The organism is Acinetobacter sp. UBA1496 (assembly GCF_002324975.1).
Taxonomy (GTDB): domain Bacteria; phylum Pseudomonadota; class Gammaproteobacteria; order Pseudomonadales; family Moraxellaceae; genus Acinetobacter; species Acinetobacter variabilis.
Map to the genome: position 1 here is coordinate 1 of NZ_DCRI01000027.1, position 14,975 is coordinate 14,975.

Sequence of the window (14,975 nt, forward strand, 5' to 3'; positions counted from 1 at the left end):
TGACCATGCGTAAAGAGAGTTTGAATAGAGATTTGATCATTAAACAGCATTGAGTAGCGGTATCAGAGTAAGTTTGATTTCGACCTTGCTTGCCTTGTGGTTGTGCATACCACTGAGTGTTTGGATCAAACCAAATGGAAATATTACCTCGGTTAATGAGGGCACGATTGTAGGAAGACCAGTTAGTTGTACGATAGATTTTAGGAGCAGGTTTATTCATATTGAAATTATAGGACTGAATAATCTTTCTAGGCTAGGTTTATGCAACAAAGCCGCCACAAAGACAGAAACCCCCGGCATTACTTTTAGATCATCCGGATGACGGCCATATTTAGCCAGGCGCCCTTTGACATCACGGTAGAAGGCTCGAGCATCAGCTAAACTTTGCTGGGCGGTAAAAATCACTTCGGCATATTTGGCGGCCAGTTCACGTCCATCTTCAGACTGACCTGCCTGAACAATCACTGGATAGCCCTGTGGCGGACGAGGGACATTCAGTGCACCTTGGACATTAAAATATTTGCCACTATGAAGTGGTTCGTACTGTTTAGATGCATCAAAGAAATGACCGTTTTCTTTGTCATAGAGGAATGCATCATCTTCCTAGGAGTCCCAGACCATCTGCAAGGAAATAAGCATCAAACAGGCCGCGTTCAGCAGTTTTCGCCAATTCAATCGCATAATCGATGCTTAAATGCTCCTGAGGACGAGATTCAGGATGGCACCAACCTGCCGCATGTTGCGAAGTCGTTGGAATAAAAGCACCCAGTTTAATTTGTCGTTTAGCCATGAGAAGACCTTGTGTTTTTATACAATACACTGCTTATAACAAGGATCTTCATGGCTGAAAAATATAATAAAAATGAATCCATATAAAAAATATGGATTAAGCAGGAAATACGCTATTTAGAGGTGCTTTGCTAAGGTTTATCCAGTAGTCCAAGCTGGAAGATTAAACCAGTGCCTCGATGGTTTTTTTCTTCCAGATAAACTGGTAATACAAGCCTTGCATAATACAAAGACAGACAAATGCCAAGGCATAACCATACCAAATCCCTTGTAAACCCCACCAGCGGCTGAACATATAGGCAGCTGGTACTTCAATGCCAATAATGGCAATGATATTGATCAACATCGGGACTGTCACTGTGCCACTGGCCCGCATGATCGAAGCAAAAATTGCGCTAGCACCAAAGAACAGAATCGACCATAAGACAATGAAGAGAAGTTGCTGACCTAGGACCACGACCTGCGGGTCAGTGATAAACAAAGCCATGAGATATTTAGAAAACAGATAAGCTAGAATTACCAGACTACCTGTGAACAAGATATTCATACTTAAGGCAGTTCGAGTCACTTTATTGAGCAAATCATTTTTACCAGCACCAATGGCCTGTGCCCCAAAGACTGAAGCTGCAATGGCAATAGAAAGAGCAGGGAACTGAATATAATTCAGTACCTGATTCACGGCACCATAGGCCGCCGTCGCTTCTGCACCATAACGGTTGACCAGACCCACAATGACCAGACCAGCGACTGAAGTTGTGACCATTTGAACCCCGGTTGGAATACCTAAGCGCAGGATAATCTTGCTGAGCTGGGGCTGATGACGAATATCTTTGATTAAAGCCCAGTCTGGTTTTAGAGGGTGACGTTTATAATTTAAATAGAGAATAAGAAATAACAGTACAGCCAAGTTACCCAGAATGGTTGCAATTGCTGGAGAGATGATCCCCATCTTAGGAAAACCAAAATAACCCGCGATCAGGACCGGTGTCACTACCAAGCCTACACCAATCGTTAGGGCAGAGGCAAACAGTGGCGTAGTACTGTCTCCAACCCCGCGTAAAATTGAAGTATAAATAATATAAATAAAAATCAGAGGACTACCAGCCAGCATCCATTGTACATAAGGTAAAGACAGGTGCATCACATCCGGATCTGTACCTAATAATTGCAAGATATTTTCAGCAAAAAATACACCCAATAGGGCAATCAGGCTGCCACCAATCAACGTCATAAACAGGGTAGAGCCAACTACACAGCGCACTTTTTCAAGATTTCTGGCACCCCAAGCTTGTCCTACCAGAACCGTAGAACCTGCAGAGAGACCAATCACAAAGGCCATCAGACAGAACAGAATCGGGAAAAATACTGCAACTGCAGCAATCGCTTGCACGCCCAACATTTGCCCCACAAAAACAGTATTAATCGTACCGGACAGGCTTTGCAGGATGTTGGTAACCACCAGCGGTAACAGGAAAATAAAAAATGTTTTCCATAAATTCTGCTGGTGAACCAATGCTTGCTGTGCCATATGACATCCTGTTCTTGATTTTTCATATATTTATCAGGACTAAATTATCCTTGATCAGCATCAAGAACGCTTTAGCTTTTCAGTAACCAATAAGTCTATTTTTTTAAACTTTGGAAAGAATATGTGCTGCTTCTATCAAGGTTTCATCTTTTTTGGCAAAGCAGAAGCGCAATAAGTGTAAATCTTTAGGCGGCTCCTGATAAAACGCTGATACCGGAATCGCCACAACACCGTGTTGTTCCGCCAGATAGTGACACATCGACAGTGCATCCAGATCAGGACGAATTTCACTGTAATCCAGATTCTGGAAATAGGTGCCTTGTGACGGCGTCCAGTGAAAACGGGAATCTGTCAGTGCATGATTAAACAGATCCCGTTTGGCCTGATAAAAACCGGACAGCTCATGAATATGTTCAGAATGTAGTTGCATATATTCGGTCAGAGCCACCTGAATTGGGGTCACGCCACAGAAGCTGACAAACTGGTAAATCTGTCTGAACATCTGCATTAAGGCTGGTGGTGCAACACAGAAACCGGTTTTCCAGCCGGTCACATGAAAGGTTTTACCAAAAGAACCAATCACAAAACTGCGTTCACGGAGTTCCGGAAATGATGCTGCAGAATGATGACGAACTTCATCAAATACCAGATGTTCATAGACTTCATCGGACAGAACCACGATATTACGATCACAAATCAGTTCAATCAGCTGCTGCCAGTCTTGCTCTGTCCATACCGTTCCGGTGGGATTATGCGGTGTATTCACTACAATCATGCGGGTACGGTCATTGATTGCATCTTTGACCTTATTCCAGTCCACAGAAAAACCAGGATATTCTAGAGCGATATGTACCGGTTTGGCACCGACCAGCTTCACGCTTGGCGCATAGCTGTCATAACTGGGATCAAAAATAATGACTTCTTCACCTGCTCGTACCGTTGCCTGAATTGCACAGAAGATTGCAATCGTTGCACCAGGAGTAATGGTGATTTCATCTACCGGATCTAGAGTGAGCCGGTCACGATGCTGATAAAGATCAGCGACCAGCCCACGTAATACTGGTAAACCATCACCCGGTGCATATTGATTAAAACCATTTTCAACCGCCCGACTGAGGGCTTCAATCAATTGTGGTGGAGCAGGAAAATCTGGAAAACCTTGTGACAGGTTAATTGCCCCGAGTTTTTGTGCCAAGGCCGACATGGTACTAAAAATAGTAACGCCCAGATTGGGAAGTTTAGAATGTAACTCAAGCATGTCCTTGGCCTCTGGCTTATCCTGTAATCGAGGATGATGTAGGAGATATAAAGTATTCGGCTTTCAGTGTAGCAGTAAGTGAATCAGCAAATAATCAGAAAAATCGAAAAGGTTGAAACAGAATACATCTTCTATTTCATAAGCATAGAGAATATAAGGTCAGGGTAAGGCTATTCGTGGTTAATTCATGTGAAATAAATACCAAGATGGATTGTTCTAAGCTTATTCCCTAAAATCAGTGCGATAAAAATAACCTCAAATAATAATTATAAAATGCTACAGAGTATTTATACGGTGCTTGAAGGCTTGGGTCTAAGCTCACAGAAGCGTGCACTTCATCTCCGATTTTCCAATGAAATTTTAAATTCTCAGGTCCTGATTCAGCGTATTGAAGGCAGGCACTGGATCAATGAGGGACTACATGCTGAATTACTTTGTTTATCCACCCATCCCTATATTGCCTTAAAGCAGTTTATTGGCTGTCAGGTTGCTGTTGATCAGGTCACTGATCAAGGTAAGCTTTTCCGGACTACAGGTATTATTACTGCAGCTAAACAGGGGCATAGCGATGGTGCTTTAAGTGTCTATCAGCTGACTCTCGAAGATGCGACTTCACTTTGGCATAAACGCCGTAATAGCCGTGTGTTTTTGAATAAAAGTATCAAAGCGATTAGTGAGATTCTGTTTACTGAATGGCAAAAGCGAAGTGGCTTATTTGCGAAAAGTTTAAGTTTGGATCTTTCCGGACTAAATCGTGAATATGATGTACGGCCATTGGTCATACAGTCCAATGAAAGTGATTATGATTTTCTGACCCGCTTATGGCGTAGTGAGGGTATTAACTGGCTGATTGATGAAAAGGAATTAATTATTCCAATCTCAGCTCAAACCATTCAGCCACAAGTCCTGCGTCTTGTTAATGGGCAGCAATATTTTCAAGCCTTAAAACGCCGTTCCATCCGCTTCCATCGCAGTCATGCAACTGAGCAATTCGATACTATCACCAGCCTAATTGCTGAGCGACAACTTGTACCAAATAGTGTTGCATTGCAACGCTGGCAAGCTATAGATCTGGAGCAGGAGCAAAACCAGCAGTTAGTGAATATTCAGCAAAGTAGTGTTCAGGATCATACCAGTTTAAGTCTGGAAGATGTCTGGAACATCAGTCCAGCTTGGACCAGTGACCTAAAGAGAGAAGATCAGGCTACATCATCCAGTCCAGCTCAACTGGATCAACTCAGTCAGCAACTTAGTCACTATCATGCCATGCAGTCCAAATATTTTAAGGCCAGCAGTAGTGTTCGTGATGCCCAAGTCGGTTACTGGTTTGAACTGCATGACCATCCCGAAATTGATCAACATCCGCACAATGAGCGTGAATTTTTAATTTTGGGCAAACACTTCTATAACCAAAATAATTTACCGAAAGATCTTTTGCTACAGCTGGATCAGCTCATGCAGTCCAGTCACTGGAAAGTTCTGGATGATGAGAGACAAGGTAATGAGCTGTATTTAATTCGTCGAGATATTCCTGTAATACCAAAATATCATCCACTACAACATCGGCCTATGGCCTATCCACAACGGGCGAAAGTAGTAGGGCCTGAAGGTGAGACTATTTATGTCGATGAATGGGGACGTGTGAAGGTCCGTTTTTTGTTTACCCGTAGTGAAGATCATCAGCATGATGGTGGTGCTGGTGCCAATGATAATGACACTGATTCGGCCTGGGTAGATGTGCTAACGCCATGGGCAGGTAAAGGTTATGGCGCCCGATTCCAGCCACGTATCGGGGAAATCGTAGTGATTGATTTCTTCGAAGGGGATATTGATCGCCCCTTTATTGTTGGACGTATTCATGAAGCTGAACGTTATCAAACTATGTTTGATAAGAAGGGGCAGTTGCCATTCACTAAAAAACTAAGTGGTATCCGTTCTCAAGAGGTGGATGGCGAAGGTTTTAACCAGATTCGCTTCGATGATACAACTGGACAGATTAGTGCACAGCTGCAAAGTAGTCATGGGGCCAGTCAGCTAAATTTAGGAAATCTAAGTCATCCAAAAGAAGATGAGGCTAGCGACGGGCGTGGTGAGGGCTTTGAGTTAAGAACAGATCGATGGGGAGCACTTAGAGCGGGAGCTGGCTTGCTTCTTTCTACCTATAAACAAGAAAATGCCAATGCTAATCACTTAAATACCAGTCCTGCGAAAAGCCAGCTTGAATCAAATTTGAATCATAGTAAGGCTTTAAGTGAGATTGCCAAAAATCAGCAAACAGACCCCTTAGAACGGTTAGATCATCTAAAAAAATTTCTGGATCAGATTGAACAGCAAGATCAAAGCAAGGCTGAAACTTTCAAACAAGCTTTAATGCTGCTGTGTGCACCGAATTCAATTGTACTCTCAACTAATGAAGATCTGTATCTTTCAGCTGATCAGCAGATTAACCACAGTGCTGCGGATAATATTAATTTTTCCACACAGAAATCTTTGATTGCTCACGCTCAGGACAAGATCAGTTTATTTGCAGCCCAACAAGGATTAAAAGCCGTTGCGGCAAAGGGGAAGGTCGAACTCCAGGCACAAGATGACGCAATAGAAACAATTGCTCGTCAAAAAATAAAAATTATTTCAACTGAAGATCGAATTGAAATTATAAGCCCTAAAGAAATTGTGCTTACTGCCGGTGGATCTCAGTTAAAGATTAATGGACAAGGTGTATTTGGAGTAACAGGTGGGAAGTTTGAGTGTAAAGCGGGGCAGCATATATTTAAAGAAGGTCAAAATATTATTGAACAAAAAATAAGTCTACCAAAAATGGAAACTTTGTTTAGTAATCGAATTAATTATCAATGGAATACTGCCTGTGAAAGAGAAAAAGAAATTTTCATTGTTGATAAGAAGGAGGGAACATTAATTAAAAGCAAAAAATCCCTGCTAAATGAAGTAAATCAAATAAGTAGTCTACGGTTCTATACCTCTCAAAAAACAGATTTTATAGCTTTTGGGTTTAATTCTTGTCAAACATATCTACGTCAAGAACTAAATAAAGAGGATATCGATGAGTTATTGGAGGACCTAGAAGATGAGGAAATTGAGGATGAGGTATACACTAAAGAGGATACTGAGTAATGAGTCAGTTAGTCACTATTACATCCAAACTTTATGATGCATCAGGGAAGTATGTCATCAATTTAAAGGTAAAATCACGCTATAAAGGTTCATCTAGAGAGAACATCAATAAGACAGATCAAGACGGTCTATTTATCTTTCATGCTTCACCGAATCGAACTGTAGAAATTCTAGCCCAACCACCTAATACCAAAGATTATGTTGTTGTTAAAACTATTAATTCTTCAATAGTTTCTTCTAGAAAAGACCCTGTAAAAGTACCTTTACCTAAAAGTATAGAGCAATATCAACAGAAAAAAGTTACCACTACTTCAAAAGGTATAGTGACAACTTTATTTAAAATTATAGATAATAAAGAGAAAATCCTGATAAATTTCCCAGTAACCTCTCGTCCTAAAGGAAGTCAAAAGTCATTTGAGCGTAATTCAAATGAACAGGGCATTGTAGAAGTCCTATCTTCACCTAATCGAGATATTGAAATTTTGGTTTTAACTTCGAATGATGAATTTATTTTAAAAAGTTCTGTTAACTCTGGGAATGGATCCCAAATACCAATAATAATTAAACTAGATGAACCTTATGAAAATTTTAAAAGTCTCTCAAATTTCAAAATAGTAGACAGGTTAGGAAATGACTACAATATTGAAAATACTAAAATTGAAATCTTGTATTTAGAAAGGGCTTTGTTGCACAAAGATTTCATAACTATATGATTTTAAAGGTTTTGATTATTTTTTGATCCAAAATTAAATTTATTTAAATCAGATGCTTACATATTTATGCAACAAAGCCTTTAGAAAGTGGAATAAAGAAAGTTTCAAATACTTCTAATGGAAAATTTTCACTTCAAAGTATGGTTGGAGAAAAAGTAAAGATTACAGTATTTAAACCAGATGGAAAGCCTTTAGAAGCCAATAATTATTACTCTAAAAGAATGAAAGAAGATTCTAATAAATTGGAATTAGATGTGGATATAACAGGAGGCCAAACCTCAGTAAATAAACCCGAAATAGAAAAGGACTTAAAAGTTAATGAATGTGCCTGTAATAGAGATATTATGGAAGAAGAATTCAAAAAAGTAACAACTAGTGTTACAGCTATAAGCTTTCTTAAATATTTAAATCAACAGTTTAAAAAACTTAATATGAATAACTGTTTGGAAAAAGCCCATTTTATAGCACATACACTGCATGAAACTGCAAGCTATTCTCTAATGGAAGAAGGATTAGCTGGTAAATCTGAAAGTGAAGTTTATGATGGTTATAAAGGAAGGGGATTAATACAAATAACTTATAAAACTAATTATGAATCATATGGGTTGGCAGTGAATGAAAATTTTTTAGGAAATAATAGGCATAGAATTGCTAGAGAAAAACAACATACTGTAGGTTCTGCAGTTTGGTATTGGCATCATTCTAAAGCTGGTAATTTAACTCCTCATGCAATTAATAATGATCTAATAGCAACTTGTGCATTAATTAACGGAGGATATAATGGATTTGATGATAGAGAAAAATATCATAAAAGAGCTATAGCAGCTTTTAATATAAAGAAATGTAGAAACTTAGATGAAAAAGTAGTAGCTAATCTTGATTATTATACAAAATTTGAAAATAGTTATATTTATGCTAATAAAATAGGAGAAAGTTTTGGGTGGGGATTATGGAATGATCCTAAGGGATATAAAAAAGGAAAATTAAAAAGTGCTGAAGAAGCCAAAAAAGGATATCAGAGATTTCTAGAAATGAGTAAAGATAAAGAGTTTCCTTTTGGATATACTAAAGATAAAAAAGGTAATAAAGTTAGTAGAAAGAGATATGGTTACACTGCAAATTCTGCAAAATTATTAGCTAAAAAGAGAATAAAAGAATTATGAAGAAAATTATCGCCATATTTTTTGCTCTAACTTCATGTTCAAATGTTCAATCTAATGAAAAATACTATTGCTTGGCAAGTGATAATAAATCAATTCTATTAGTTTCTAGTCGTTATCCCGAAATTGATTCTATAAAATATTATCCCTATTTAAAAAATATTAAAATTTCAAAACCTATAAAAGAAAAAAGTATTGATATGGGAGATAATGCTAAACCAGAAATTTATAGAACTATGAATGAAATTATTAATGGAAAAATAACAGGGAAATATACTTTCATGTCACAAGGTTATCTTCTTTATAATGTGGAATATTTTAGTTTAAAAACTAAGAAAAAAACTTTCTTTGAAAAAAATGATTTAAGAATTAAAGGTATAAATTGTATTTAATTAAGATATGCAATTGATGATAGTAAATTAAAAAGATTAGGGCTAATTGATATCAATTAGCCCTATTATTTACCCTTCCAAAACATCTTCTAGCAACTCCTCACTTGGTGCAAAGTAATACGCACCATCCATTGGAGTCACGAAATGTAGCAAGCGGTCATGGATCCCATCGCCTGATGTACCAAACATACGCACTAACATGGCATCAATGATTTTCAGGTCTTTGGTATAAGCAATGAAGAATAGGCCTTGGTCACCACGACCATCTCCATAAGGCAGAGAGTGACGTAGAATTTCCATTTCCTCGCCTTCCTCATCTTCAACAACAGTACGAGCGATATGCGCATTGGCAGGTTTTACCTTATCCTCGAGCTCAATCGATTCAAGTTTGGTACGACCCATCACTTGTTCTTGAGCATCGACTTTGAGTTTTTTCCATTTATCCAGGTTATGCGCATAACGCTGTGCAAAAATGAATGAACCGTCTTGGAAAATACCAGCATCTTCACCGAGTAAAGCCACTTCAGCTCGATCATCCGGAAATTGTGGATTTTCAGTCCCATCGATGAAACCGGTAATATCGCGGCCATCAAAGTAACGGAAGCAAACACGCTCATCTAGTACTTCAACCTGATCGCGAATACCTTCGAAGAAAGAATGACTCAAGGCGAAACAGATATCGGCACGCGCACTGGCAATATGAATCAGTACATCAGCGGGAACCACAGGCATATGAAATGAACCTTGAATTGGCTCTAATTGTTTAAAACCAGCAGGTACCTGTTCATACAGTTTTGACCAGAGCTCAGGACCAAAAGCGACAGCCGTTTTAATTTGCGCATTCGGATGTTGGGTAATCAGGCGATCGCGTGTAGTAAAGAGCTGTTCTAATCGTTCCTTAAAATCTTCAATACTGAGATCTTTCAGGCGTAAAACAATAAAGCGAGCATGATCTGAAGGTAATGGCAAAATTACAGATTGGGCTGTCATTCATGGCTCCTGTAATAAATTTCTGTATCCAATCCTGCTATTGTGCCTGAAGCGCTATAGAGTGAATAGTATGCAGTCTGATGTTTAAGCAATTTTTTTGGCTGAAAATATTGGAAAAGTCATATAATTAGATCTTGAATTTGAATGAGTTAAATCTCCATGTCCTATCAAGTCTGGTTTGCTTATATGTTAGCCTGTTGGGTGATCAGTATTTCACCAGGTGCGGGTGCTATTGCTTCGATGTCGAGCGGACTAAATTATGGCTTCCGACATGGATACTGGAATGCGCTCGGCCTGCAACTCGCCCTATTGGTTCAAATTGCCATTGTGGCTGCCGGGGCAGGAGTATTGTTCGCGACTACACCTTGGGCATTTCTTGCAGTGAAATGGTTTGGGGTTGCCTATTTATTGTATCTGGCCTTTTTGCAGTGGAAAGCACCGGCGCAGTCGATTGAAATTAAACATGAACTCGCACGAAAATCAGCTGGGAAACTCGTCATCCACGGTTTTCTAGTCAATATGAGTAATCCCAAGGCAATTGTATTTTTGCTGGCAGTATTGCCGCAATTTCTGGACTTATCTAAACCGCAATGGATTCAATATGTGATTATGGCTGCGACCATGGTGACGATTGATCTGATTGTGATGGCAGGTTATACCGGTCTAGCTGCCAAGGTTTTGCGCCTTCTGAAATCGCCAAAACAGCAGAAAGTCATGAATCGAACTTTTGCCAGCTTGTTCGCTGGAGCTGCGTTTTTATTGAGTTTGGTGCATCAGTAGGGAAACCTCTCCTTAAAGGAGAGGGAATTCAACGATCTCTTAAAGAATCATCTGTAAAAATTCATCTTCAGTCATGACCTCAATATCATGCTGTTTAAATAATGCAGCCGTCACGCCATCACCCTGAATTTTATTTCCAGTAAATGAACCATCATAAATCAGCTTGCTGCCGCAAGATGGACTATTGGCTTTTAAGACAGCATGGGTGACTTGAAATTTCTGTGCTAGCTCCAAGGCAGCATAAGCTCCCTGTATAAAAGCAGTAGATACATCCTGTCCTTGAATATCTGTTACTTGAGCTAAACTTTTAAGAACTTCTAATCCTGTACCGCCTTGAATTTCTGCTGAGGGCCGGGGGATAGGCAAACCACCACTGACTTCAGGGCAAATCGTGACATATTGATTTGGTAGCAAATGATCGACCAACTCTTTTACCAGACAGTCGCGGCCATCATAACGGACCTTGTGTCCGAGCAAGCAGGCACTAATTAGATAAAATTTGTCTGCCATGCCTTAAGCCAGTTTTTTAAACCTCTGCAGGATAAAAATAGCGGCAAACAGCACTGACATAGTCAGCACAATGGTCAGACCTGTTGACGTATTCAGACCTGCACTTGACCAGAGCCCGACTGTCACACCAATTTGTGCAATCACAAAAGCCCAGATCACCATTTGACGAGGAGAATTTGCCAGTAGGCGAGCCGTCAAAGCTGGAATCACCAGCAATGCACCCATCAAAAGAGAACCGACCGCACGTAATGCTAATACAGTAAACAATGCCAATAAGAGCATAAAGATCAGACGTTGCAGTTTTGCATTCACCCCTTCACTGATCGCCATATCAGGATCAATTGCAATTTGGATTTGCGCCTGCCAACTTTTATACAGAACGGCCAATGCCAAGATAATCACAACGGCAAAAGTAGGAAGATCTGTCCATGAAATAGTGAGTAGATCACCAAATAAATAACTCAGCAGTTCCGGTCTTAAACTCGGTAAATGCTGAATGAATAGTAGGCCTGAACAGAGCAGGGTTGCTGAGCAGAGTGCCAACAATGCATCATTCGGCAAACGCGGGTCATACAGTACCCAAAGTACAGCGACCAATAAGACTGCAATAAAGCTGACACCCATCCAGAGTGGCAGGCTCATCGCACCAGCAATCGCAACACCGAGCAAAGTGCCATGTGCCATCGTATCTGCAAAGAAAGACATACGACGCCACAGCATCAGACAGCCGAGTGGTGCTGTCAGGAATACCAAGAGTGTCCCCATAATCCATGCAGGTAATAGGAGAGATAACCAATCCATCATGGCTTAAGCTTCCGGCTCGGGGTGAATGTGGGGGCGTGAATCGTGCTGGCATGGTGTGGCTGAATCACCATGCGCACAATGGTCATGATGATGCTGGTAGAACACTCGGTTGGTACCAAAGATCGCCTGATATTCTGGATGCTGCTGTACACTTTCCGGTAATCCGCTACAACAGATATGTTTGTTGAGACATACCACACGATGCGTGCCTTGCATTACCCATTGCAGGTCATGCGAGACCATTAAAATAGCACAGCCATATTTGTCTGGCAGACTACGCACATATTCATACAGCTCGGCTTCGGATTGGATATCCAGACCTTGCATGGGTTCGTCTAGAACCAAGATATCCGGCTGGCGTAGTAAAGCGCGTGCTAATAATACACGTTGACGCTCCCCGCCAGAAAGCTGTTGAACTTTGGAGTTTTCCAGTTTGGCAATACCGGTATCACGGATGATTTCAGCTTTAATAGCTGAAGGGCATTTTTCTAACGCCAACAGATCTTTGACACGTAGCGGTAAACTATGTGAAGGATTGAATTTCTGTGGCACATAAGAGAATTTCAGCTTGCGCGCCGTTTTGATTTCACCGGATTTCGGTTTGACGATCCCAAGCATGACCTTTATTAAGGTCGACTTACCGGCACCGTTCGGACCAATCAGCGTAACAATCTCTTTCTCCTGCAAAGAGAAATCAATGGCTTTTAAAATGTCACGATCATCAATATTGACCCAAATCTTGGAAAGCTGGATCAAGGGTGATGCATTCAAGCTTTGTTGCGACACTGCTGACAGATTCCTGAAATTTCGATAATGCTGTGGTGTGCACTAAAATCGTCTGAAGCCGCCAAGGCATCCAGTTGTTCTAATAAACCTTGTGCAGATGCTTCTTTTACGGCTTTACATTTAGTACAAATCAAGAATGCCGCCTGATGGCCTTCACGCGGATGACAGCAGGGAATATAGGCATTAATAGAGGTCAGGCGGTGAATAAAGCCTTTTTCTAATAAAAAGTCGAGTGTACGGTACACCGTTGGTGGGGCAGCAGGACGGTCGCTGGCATTTTTCATTTGTGCCAGCAGATCATACGCACCCATCGGGCCGCTTGCATTCAGAATCAGTTCCAGTACCTCTTTGCGTAAAGGAGTGAGGCGTGCGCCACTTGCCGCACAAAGACTCTCTGCTTCGGCCAGACGCTGCGCGACATTTGGATGGTCGTGTACGCCGTGCAATGCATTGTGGTGTTCGTGCGAACATGAACCCATAGTTCACCTCAGGTGCGAAACTGAAAATTAAAAGATTTCAAATCTTAACATGAAGTGCCCAGAGTTTCGATTGGGCATAGGTATTTTTGTAATTTTGTTATATTATAACACTATTAAATTTGTCCTTATATAGCGATTTCTCTTCATGTTCCGTTTCCTTACCCTGTGTAGCTTAGCTTTGTTCAGCACCCTTAGCTGGTCGCAAAGTCTGGTGGTTTCAACGCAGCCGATTTACCTGATTGCTAAGACCATTACTCAAGGCGTGGAACAGCCGACTTTATTATTGGCCAATCAAAGCGGTCATGATGTCAGCCTGACCCCGGCACACCGGAAAACGATTCAGGATGCTGGTCTGGTGATTTGGTTAGGGCAGGCACATGAAGCACCGTTGGCAAAAGTGTTGAACAATAACAATAAAAGTATCGCGATTTTAGATTCGGGTATTCTGACCACTTTGCCAATGCGTAATCCACGTGGGCAAGCCTTAAAAGATACTATCGATACCCATGTCTGGCTCGATCCTAACAATGCAGTACGTATCGGTTTCTTTATTGCAGCCCTACGTTCTCAGCAACTGCCTGAGCATCGGGAGGCCTATTGGAAAAATGCGCGTGACTTTGCCCAAACCATGTTTTTGACTGCACAGCGTTATAGTTCTACAAGTAAAGCTAAACCTTATTGGTCCTATCATGATGCCTATCAGTATTTGGAACGCCCATTGAACCTGAAGTTCATGGGGGCTTTGACGGATGATCCACATGTGTCACCAACCGTGGCGCAGATCAAGTATCTGCAAGACAGTCGTGTGCAGAGCAAAATGTGTCTGCTGGCAGAAGCACATGCTGGTGAAAATCAGTACCGTAAACTGAAACCGATTGTATTCCAGAGTGTCGATGAAAGCATGAGTGGGGCAGGGGACTTTATCCAGGCTTGGCAGAAATTGGCCGAGCAAACCCGTAAATGTGTGTTAAATGCCCATCAATGATTTAAAAATAATCAAGTTTTGATTAGTTTGCCAGCATTTGATCTGTTGAAAAAAACACGACTAAGGTCGGGAAAAGATTGCATGTTCAGGGGTGTAACTCTATAATGCCTGCGATTAAAAATAATCATCAGCTAAACTTGTCAAGCATGCTTGCTGTGAGTGAATAAATAATGAGCCGAACTAGTCGCTTGATTGACCGACGATTAGCGAAAGCTTTAGTCCTCTTACAAGCATTAATGATTCCTGTTTCAGCCTTGATTGGCTGGGTCGTGAAAGACTCAACCTTAGCCTTGAGTGCCGCTTTGGGGGCGTTCGTCTGCTGGCTTGCGAGTTGTTATTTTTCATGGCAATCATTTCGAGCGGCAGGAGCCCGGGCATCTAAGCAGGTTCTTTCGAACATGTATAAAGGCCTGATGGGCAAGTTTGCAATTGTGATTGTTGGTTTCATTTTAATTTTAAGCAATGTCAAGCCGTTATCCCCGGTTGCGTTGTTTTGTGGTTTTATGCTCGTTCAAGCCATGTCGTGGGTCGCTCCTTTTTGGGTGTCACGTCTACAAAAACGAGTTTAAACACAACAAAAAATTGAAAAGTTTTTTTAGGAGCAGGCGAGATATCAAGCAGCACGCGATATTCGTTTGTTCTATAGTTTTTTGACATTGACCAGGTGTG

The 14,975-nt window shown here is 40.9% G+C and carries 17 protein-coding genes; 7 read left to right on the forward strand and 10 right to left on the reverse strand.

The features are described 5' to 3' along the window. From B3143_RS02905 to B3143_RS02925, 5 genes are all read right to left on the reverse strand, one after another. On the reverse strand, positions 1-220 hold a 220-nt coding region (locus B3143_RS02905), incomplete at its 3' end, for a transposase (RefSeq protein WP_286739459.1). Then, on the reverse strand, positions 217-498 hold the full coding sequence (locus tag B3143_RS02910; protein WP_228301765.1) for an LLM class flavin-dependent oxidoreductase: 282 nt from the start codon (positions 496-498) through the stop codon (positions 217-219). The genes B3143_RS02905 and B3143_RS02910, both read right to left, overlap by 4 nt. A 97-nt stretch (positions 499-595) precedes the next feature. Then, complete coding sequence (locus tag B3143_RS02915) at positions 596-790, reverse strand: hypothetical protein (protein ID WP_005233364.1); 195 nt, start codon at positions 788-790, stop codon at positions 596-598. A 162-nt stretch (positions 791-952) separates the two neighbouring features. Next, entirely contained in the window at positions 953-2,317 is a 1,365-nt protein-coding gene (locus tag B3143_RS02920) for an MATE family efflux transporter (RefSeq protein ID WP_214001821.1), read from the reverse strand. Positions 2,318-2,420: 103 nt separating this feature from the next. Then, entirely contained in the window at positions 2,421-3,575 is a 1,155-nt protein-coding gene (locus tag B3143_RS02925; RefSeq protein WP_005233368.1) for a methionine aminotransferase, read from the reverse strand. Positions 3,576-3,848: 273 nt separating this feature from the next. Here B3143_RS02925 and B3143_RS02930 point away from each other — a divergent pair, with 273 nt between their 5' ends. From B3143_RS02930 to B3143_RS02945, 4 genes are all read left to right on the forward strand, one after another. Continuing rightward, entirely contained in the window at positions 3,849-6,707 is a 2,859-nt protein-coding gene (locus tag B3143_RS02930) for a type VI secretion system Vgr family protein (protein WP_286739461.1), read from the forward strand. Then, positions 6,707-7,420: a hypothetical protein gene (locus B3143_RS02935; protein ID WP_333872754.1), complete on the forward strand. Its 714-nt coding sequence runs from the start codon at positions 6,707-6,709 to the stop codon at positions 7,418-7,420. The genes B3143_RS02930 and B3143_RS02935 overlap by 1 nt, the downstream gene beginning before the upstream one ends. A 140-nt stretch (positions 7,421-7,560) precedes the next feature. Then, on the forward strand, positions 7,561-8,583 hold the full coding sequence (locus B3143_RS02940) for a glycoside hydrolase family 19 protein (RefSeq protein ID WP_286739462.1): 1,023 nt from the start codon (positions 7,561-7,563) through the stop codon (positions 8,581-8,583). Then, positions 8,580-8,972 (forward strand): hypothetical protein, encoded by a 393-nt coding sequence (locus tag B3143_RS02945; protein WP_286739463.1) that lies wholly within the window; start codon positions 8,580-8,582, stop codon positions 8,970-8,972. The genes B3143_RS02940 and B3143_RS02945 overlap by 4 nt, the downstream gene beginning before the upstream one ends. A 69-nt stretch (positions 8,973-9,041) precedes the next feature. Here B3143_RS02945 and B3143_RS02950 read toward each other — a convergent pair whose 3' ends face one another. Continuing rightward, positions 9,042-9,962, reverse strand: coding sequence for a Dyp-type peroxidase (locus tag B3143_RS02950; protein WP_286739464.1), 921 nt, complete (start codon positions 9,960-9,962; stop codon positions 9,042-9,044). A gap of 159 nt (positions 9,963-10,121) precedes the next feature. On the opposite strand from B3143_RS02950, the gene B3143_RS02955 reads away from it, so the two are divergent. After that, positions 10,122-10,742: a LysE family transporter gene (locus B3143_RS02955; RefSeq protein ID WP_125279444.1), complete on the forward strand. Its 621-nt coding sequence runs from the start codon at positions 10,122-10,124 to the stop codon at positions 10,740-10,742. A 39-nt stretch (positions 10,743-10,781) separates the two neighbouring features. Here B3143_RS02955 and B3143_RS02960 read toward each other — a convergent pair whose 3' ends face one another. Genes B3143_RS02960 through B3143_RS02975 form a run of 4 tightly spaced genes read right to left on the reverse strand, consistent with a single transcriptional unit; the run spans position 10,782 to position 13,321 of the window. Beyond that, positions 10,782-11,252 carry a DUF523 domain-containing protein gene (locus B3143_RS02960; RefSeq protein ID WP_286739465.1) on the reverse strand — a complete coding sequence of 157 codons (471 nt, stop codon included), beginning with the start codon at positions 11,250-11,252 and terminating at the stop codon, positions 10,782-10,784. A gap of 3 nt (positions 11,253-11,255) precedes the next feature. Then, on the reverse strand, positions 11,256-12,056 hold the full coding sequence (gene znuB, locus B3143_RS02965) for a zinc ABC transporter permease subunit ZnuB (protein WP_286739466.1): 801 nt from the start codon (positions 12,054-12,056) through the stop codon (positions 11,256-11,258). 3 nt (positions 12,057-12,059) lie between these two features. Beyond that, a complete protein-coding gene (znuC, locus tag B3143_RS02970) occupies positions 12,060-12,842 on the reverse strand; it encodes a zinc ABC transporter ATP-binding protein ZnuC (RefSeq protein WP_286739467.1) in 783 nt (260 codons plus the stop codon). Then, a complete protein-coding gene (locus tag B3143_RS02975; protein ID WP_286739468.1) occupies positions 12,824-13,321 on the reverse strand; it encodes a transcriptional repressor in 498 nt (165 codons plus the stop codon). Before B3143_RS02975 ends, znuC begins: the two co-directional genes overlap by 19 nt. 145 nt (positions 13,322-13,466) lie before the next feature. On the opposite strand from B3143_RS02975, the gene B3143_RS02980 reads away from it, so the two are divergent. Both B3143_RS02980 and B3143_RS02985 read left to right on the forward strand, forming a co-directional pair. Then, a complete protein-coding gene (locus tag B3143_RS02980; protein WP_286739469.1) occupies positions 13,467-14,306 on the forward strand; it encodes a metal ABC transporter solute-binding protein, Zn/Mn family in 840 nt (279 codons plus the stop codon). A 170-nt stretch (positions 14,307-14,476) separates the two neighbouring features. Further along, positions 14,477-14,875 carry an ATP synthase subunit I gene (locus tag B3143_RS02985; protein WP_004780700.1) on the forward strand — a complete coding sequence of 133 codons (399 nt, stop codon included), beginning with the start codon at positions 14,477-14,479 and terminating at the stop codon, positions 14,873-14,875. Positions 14,876-14,975 lie beyond the last annotated feature (100 nt).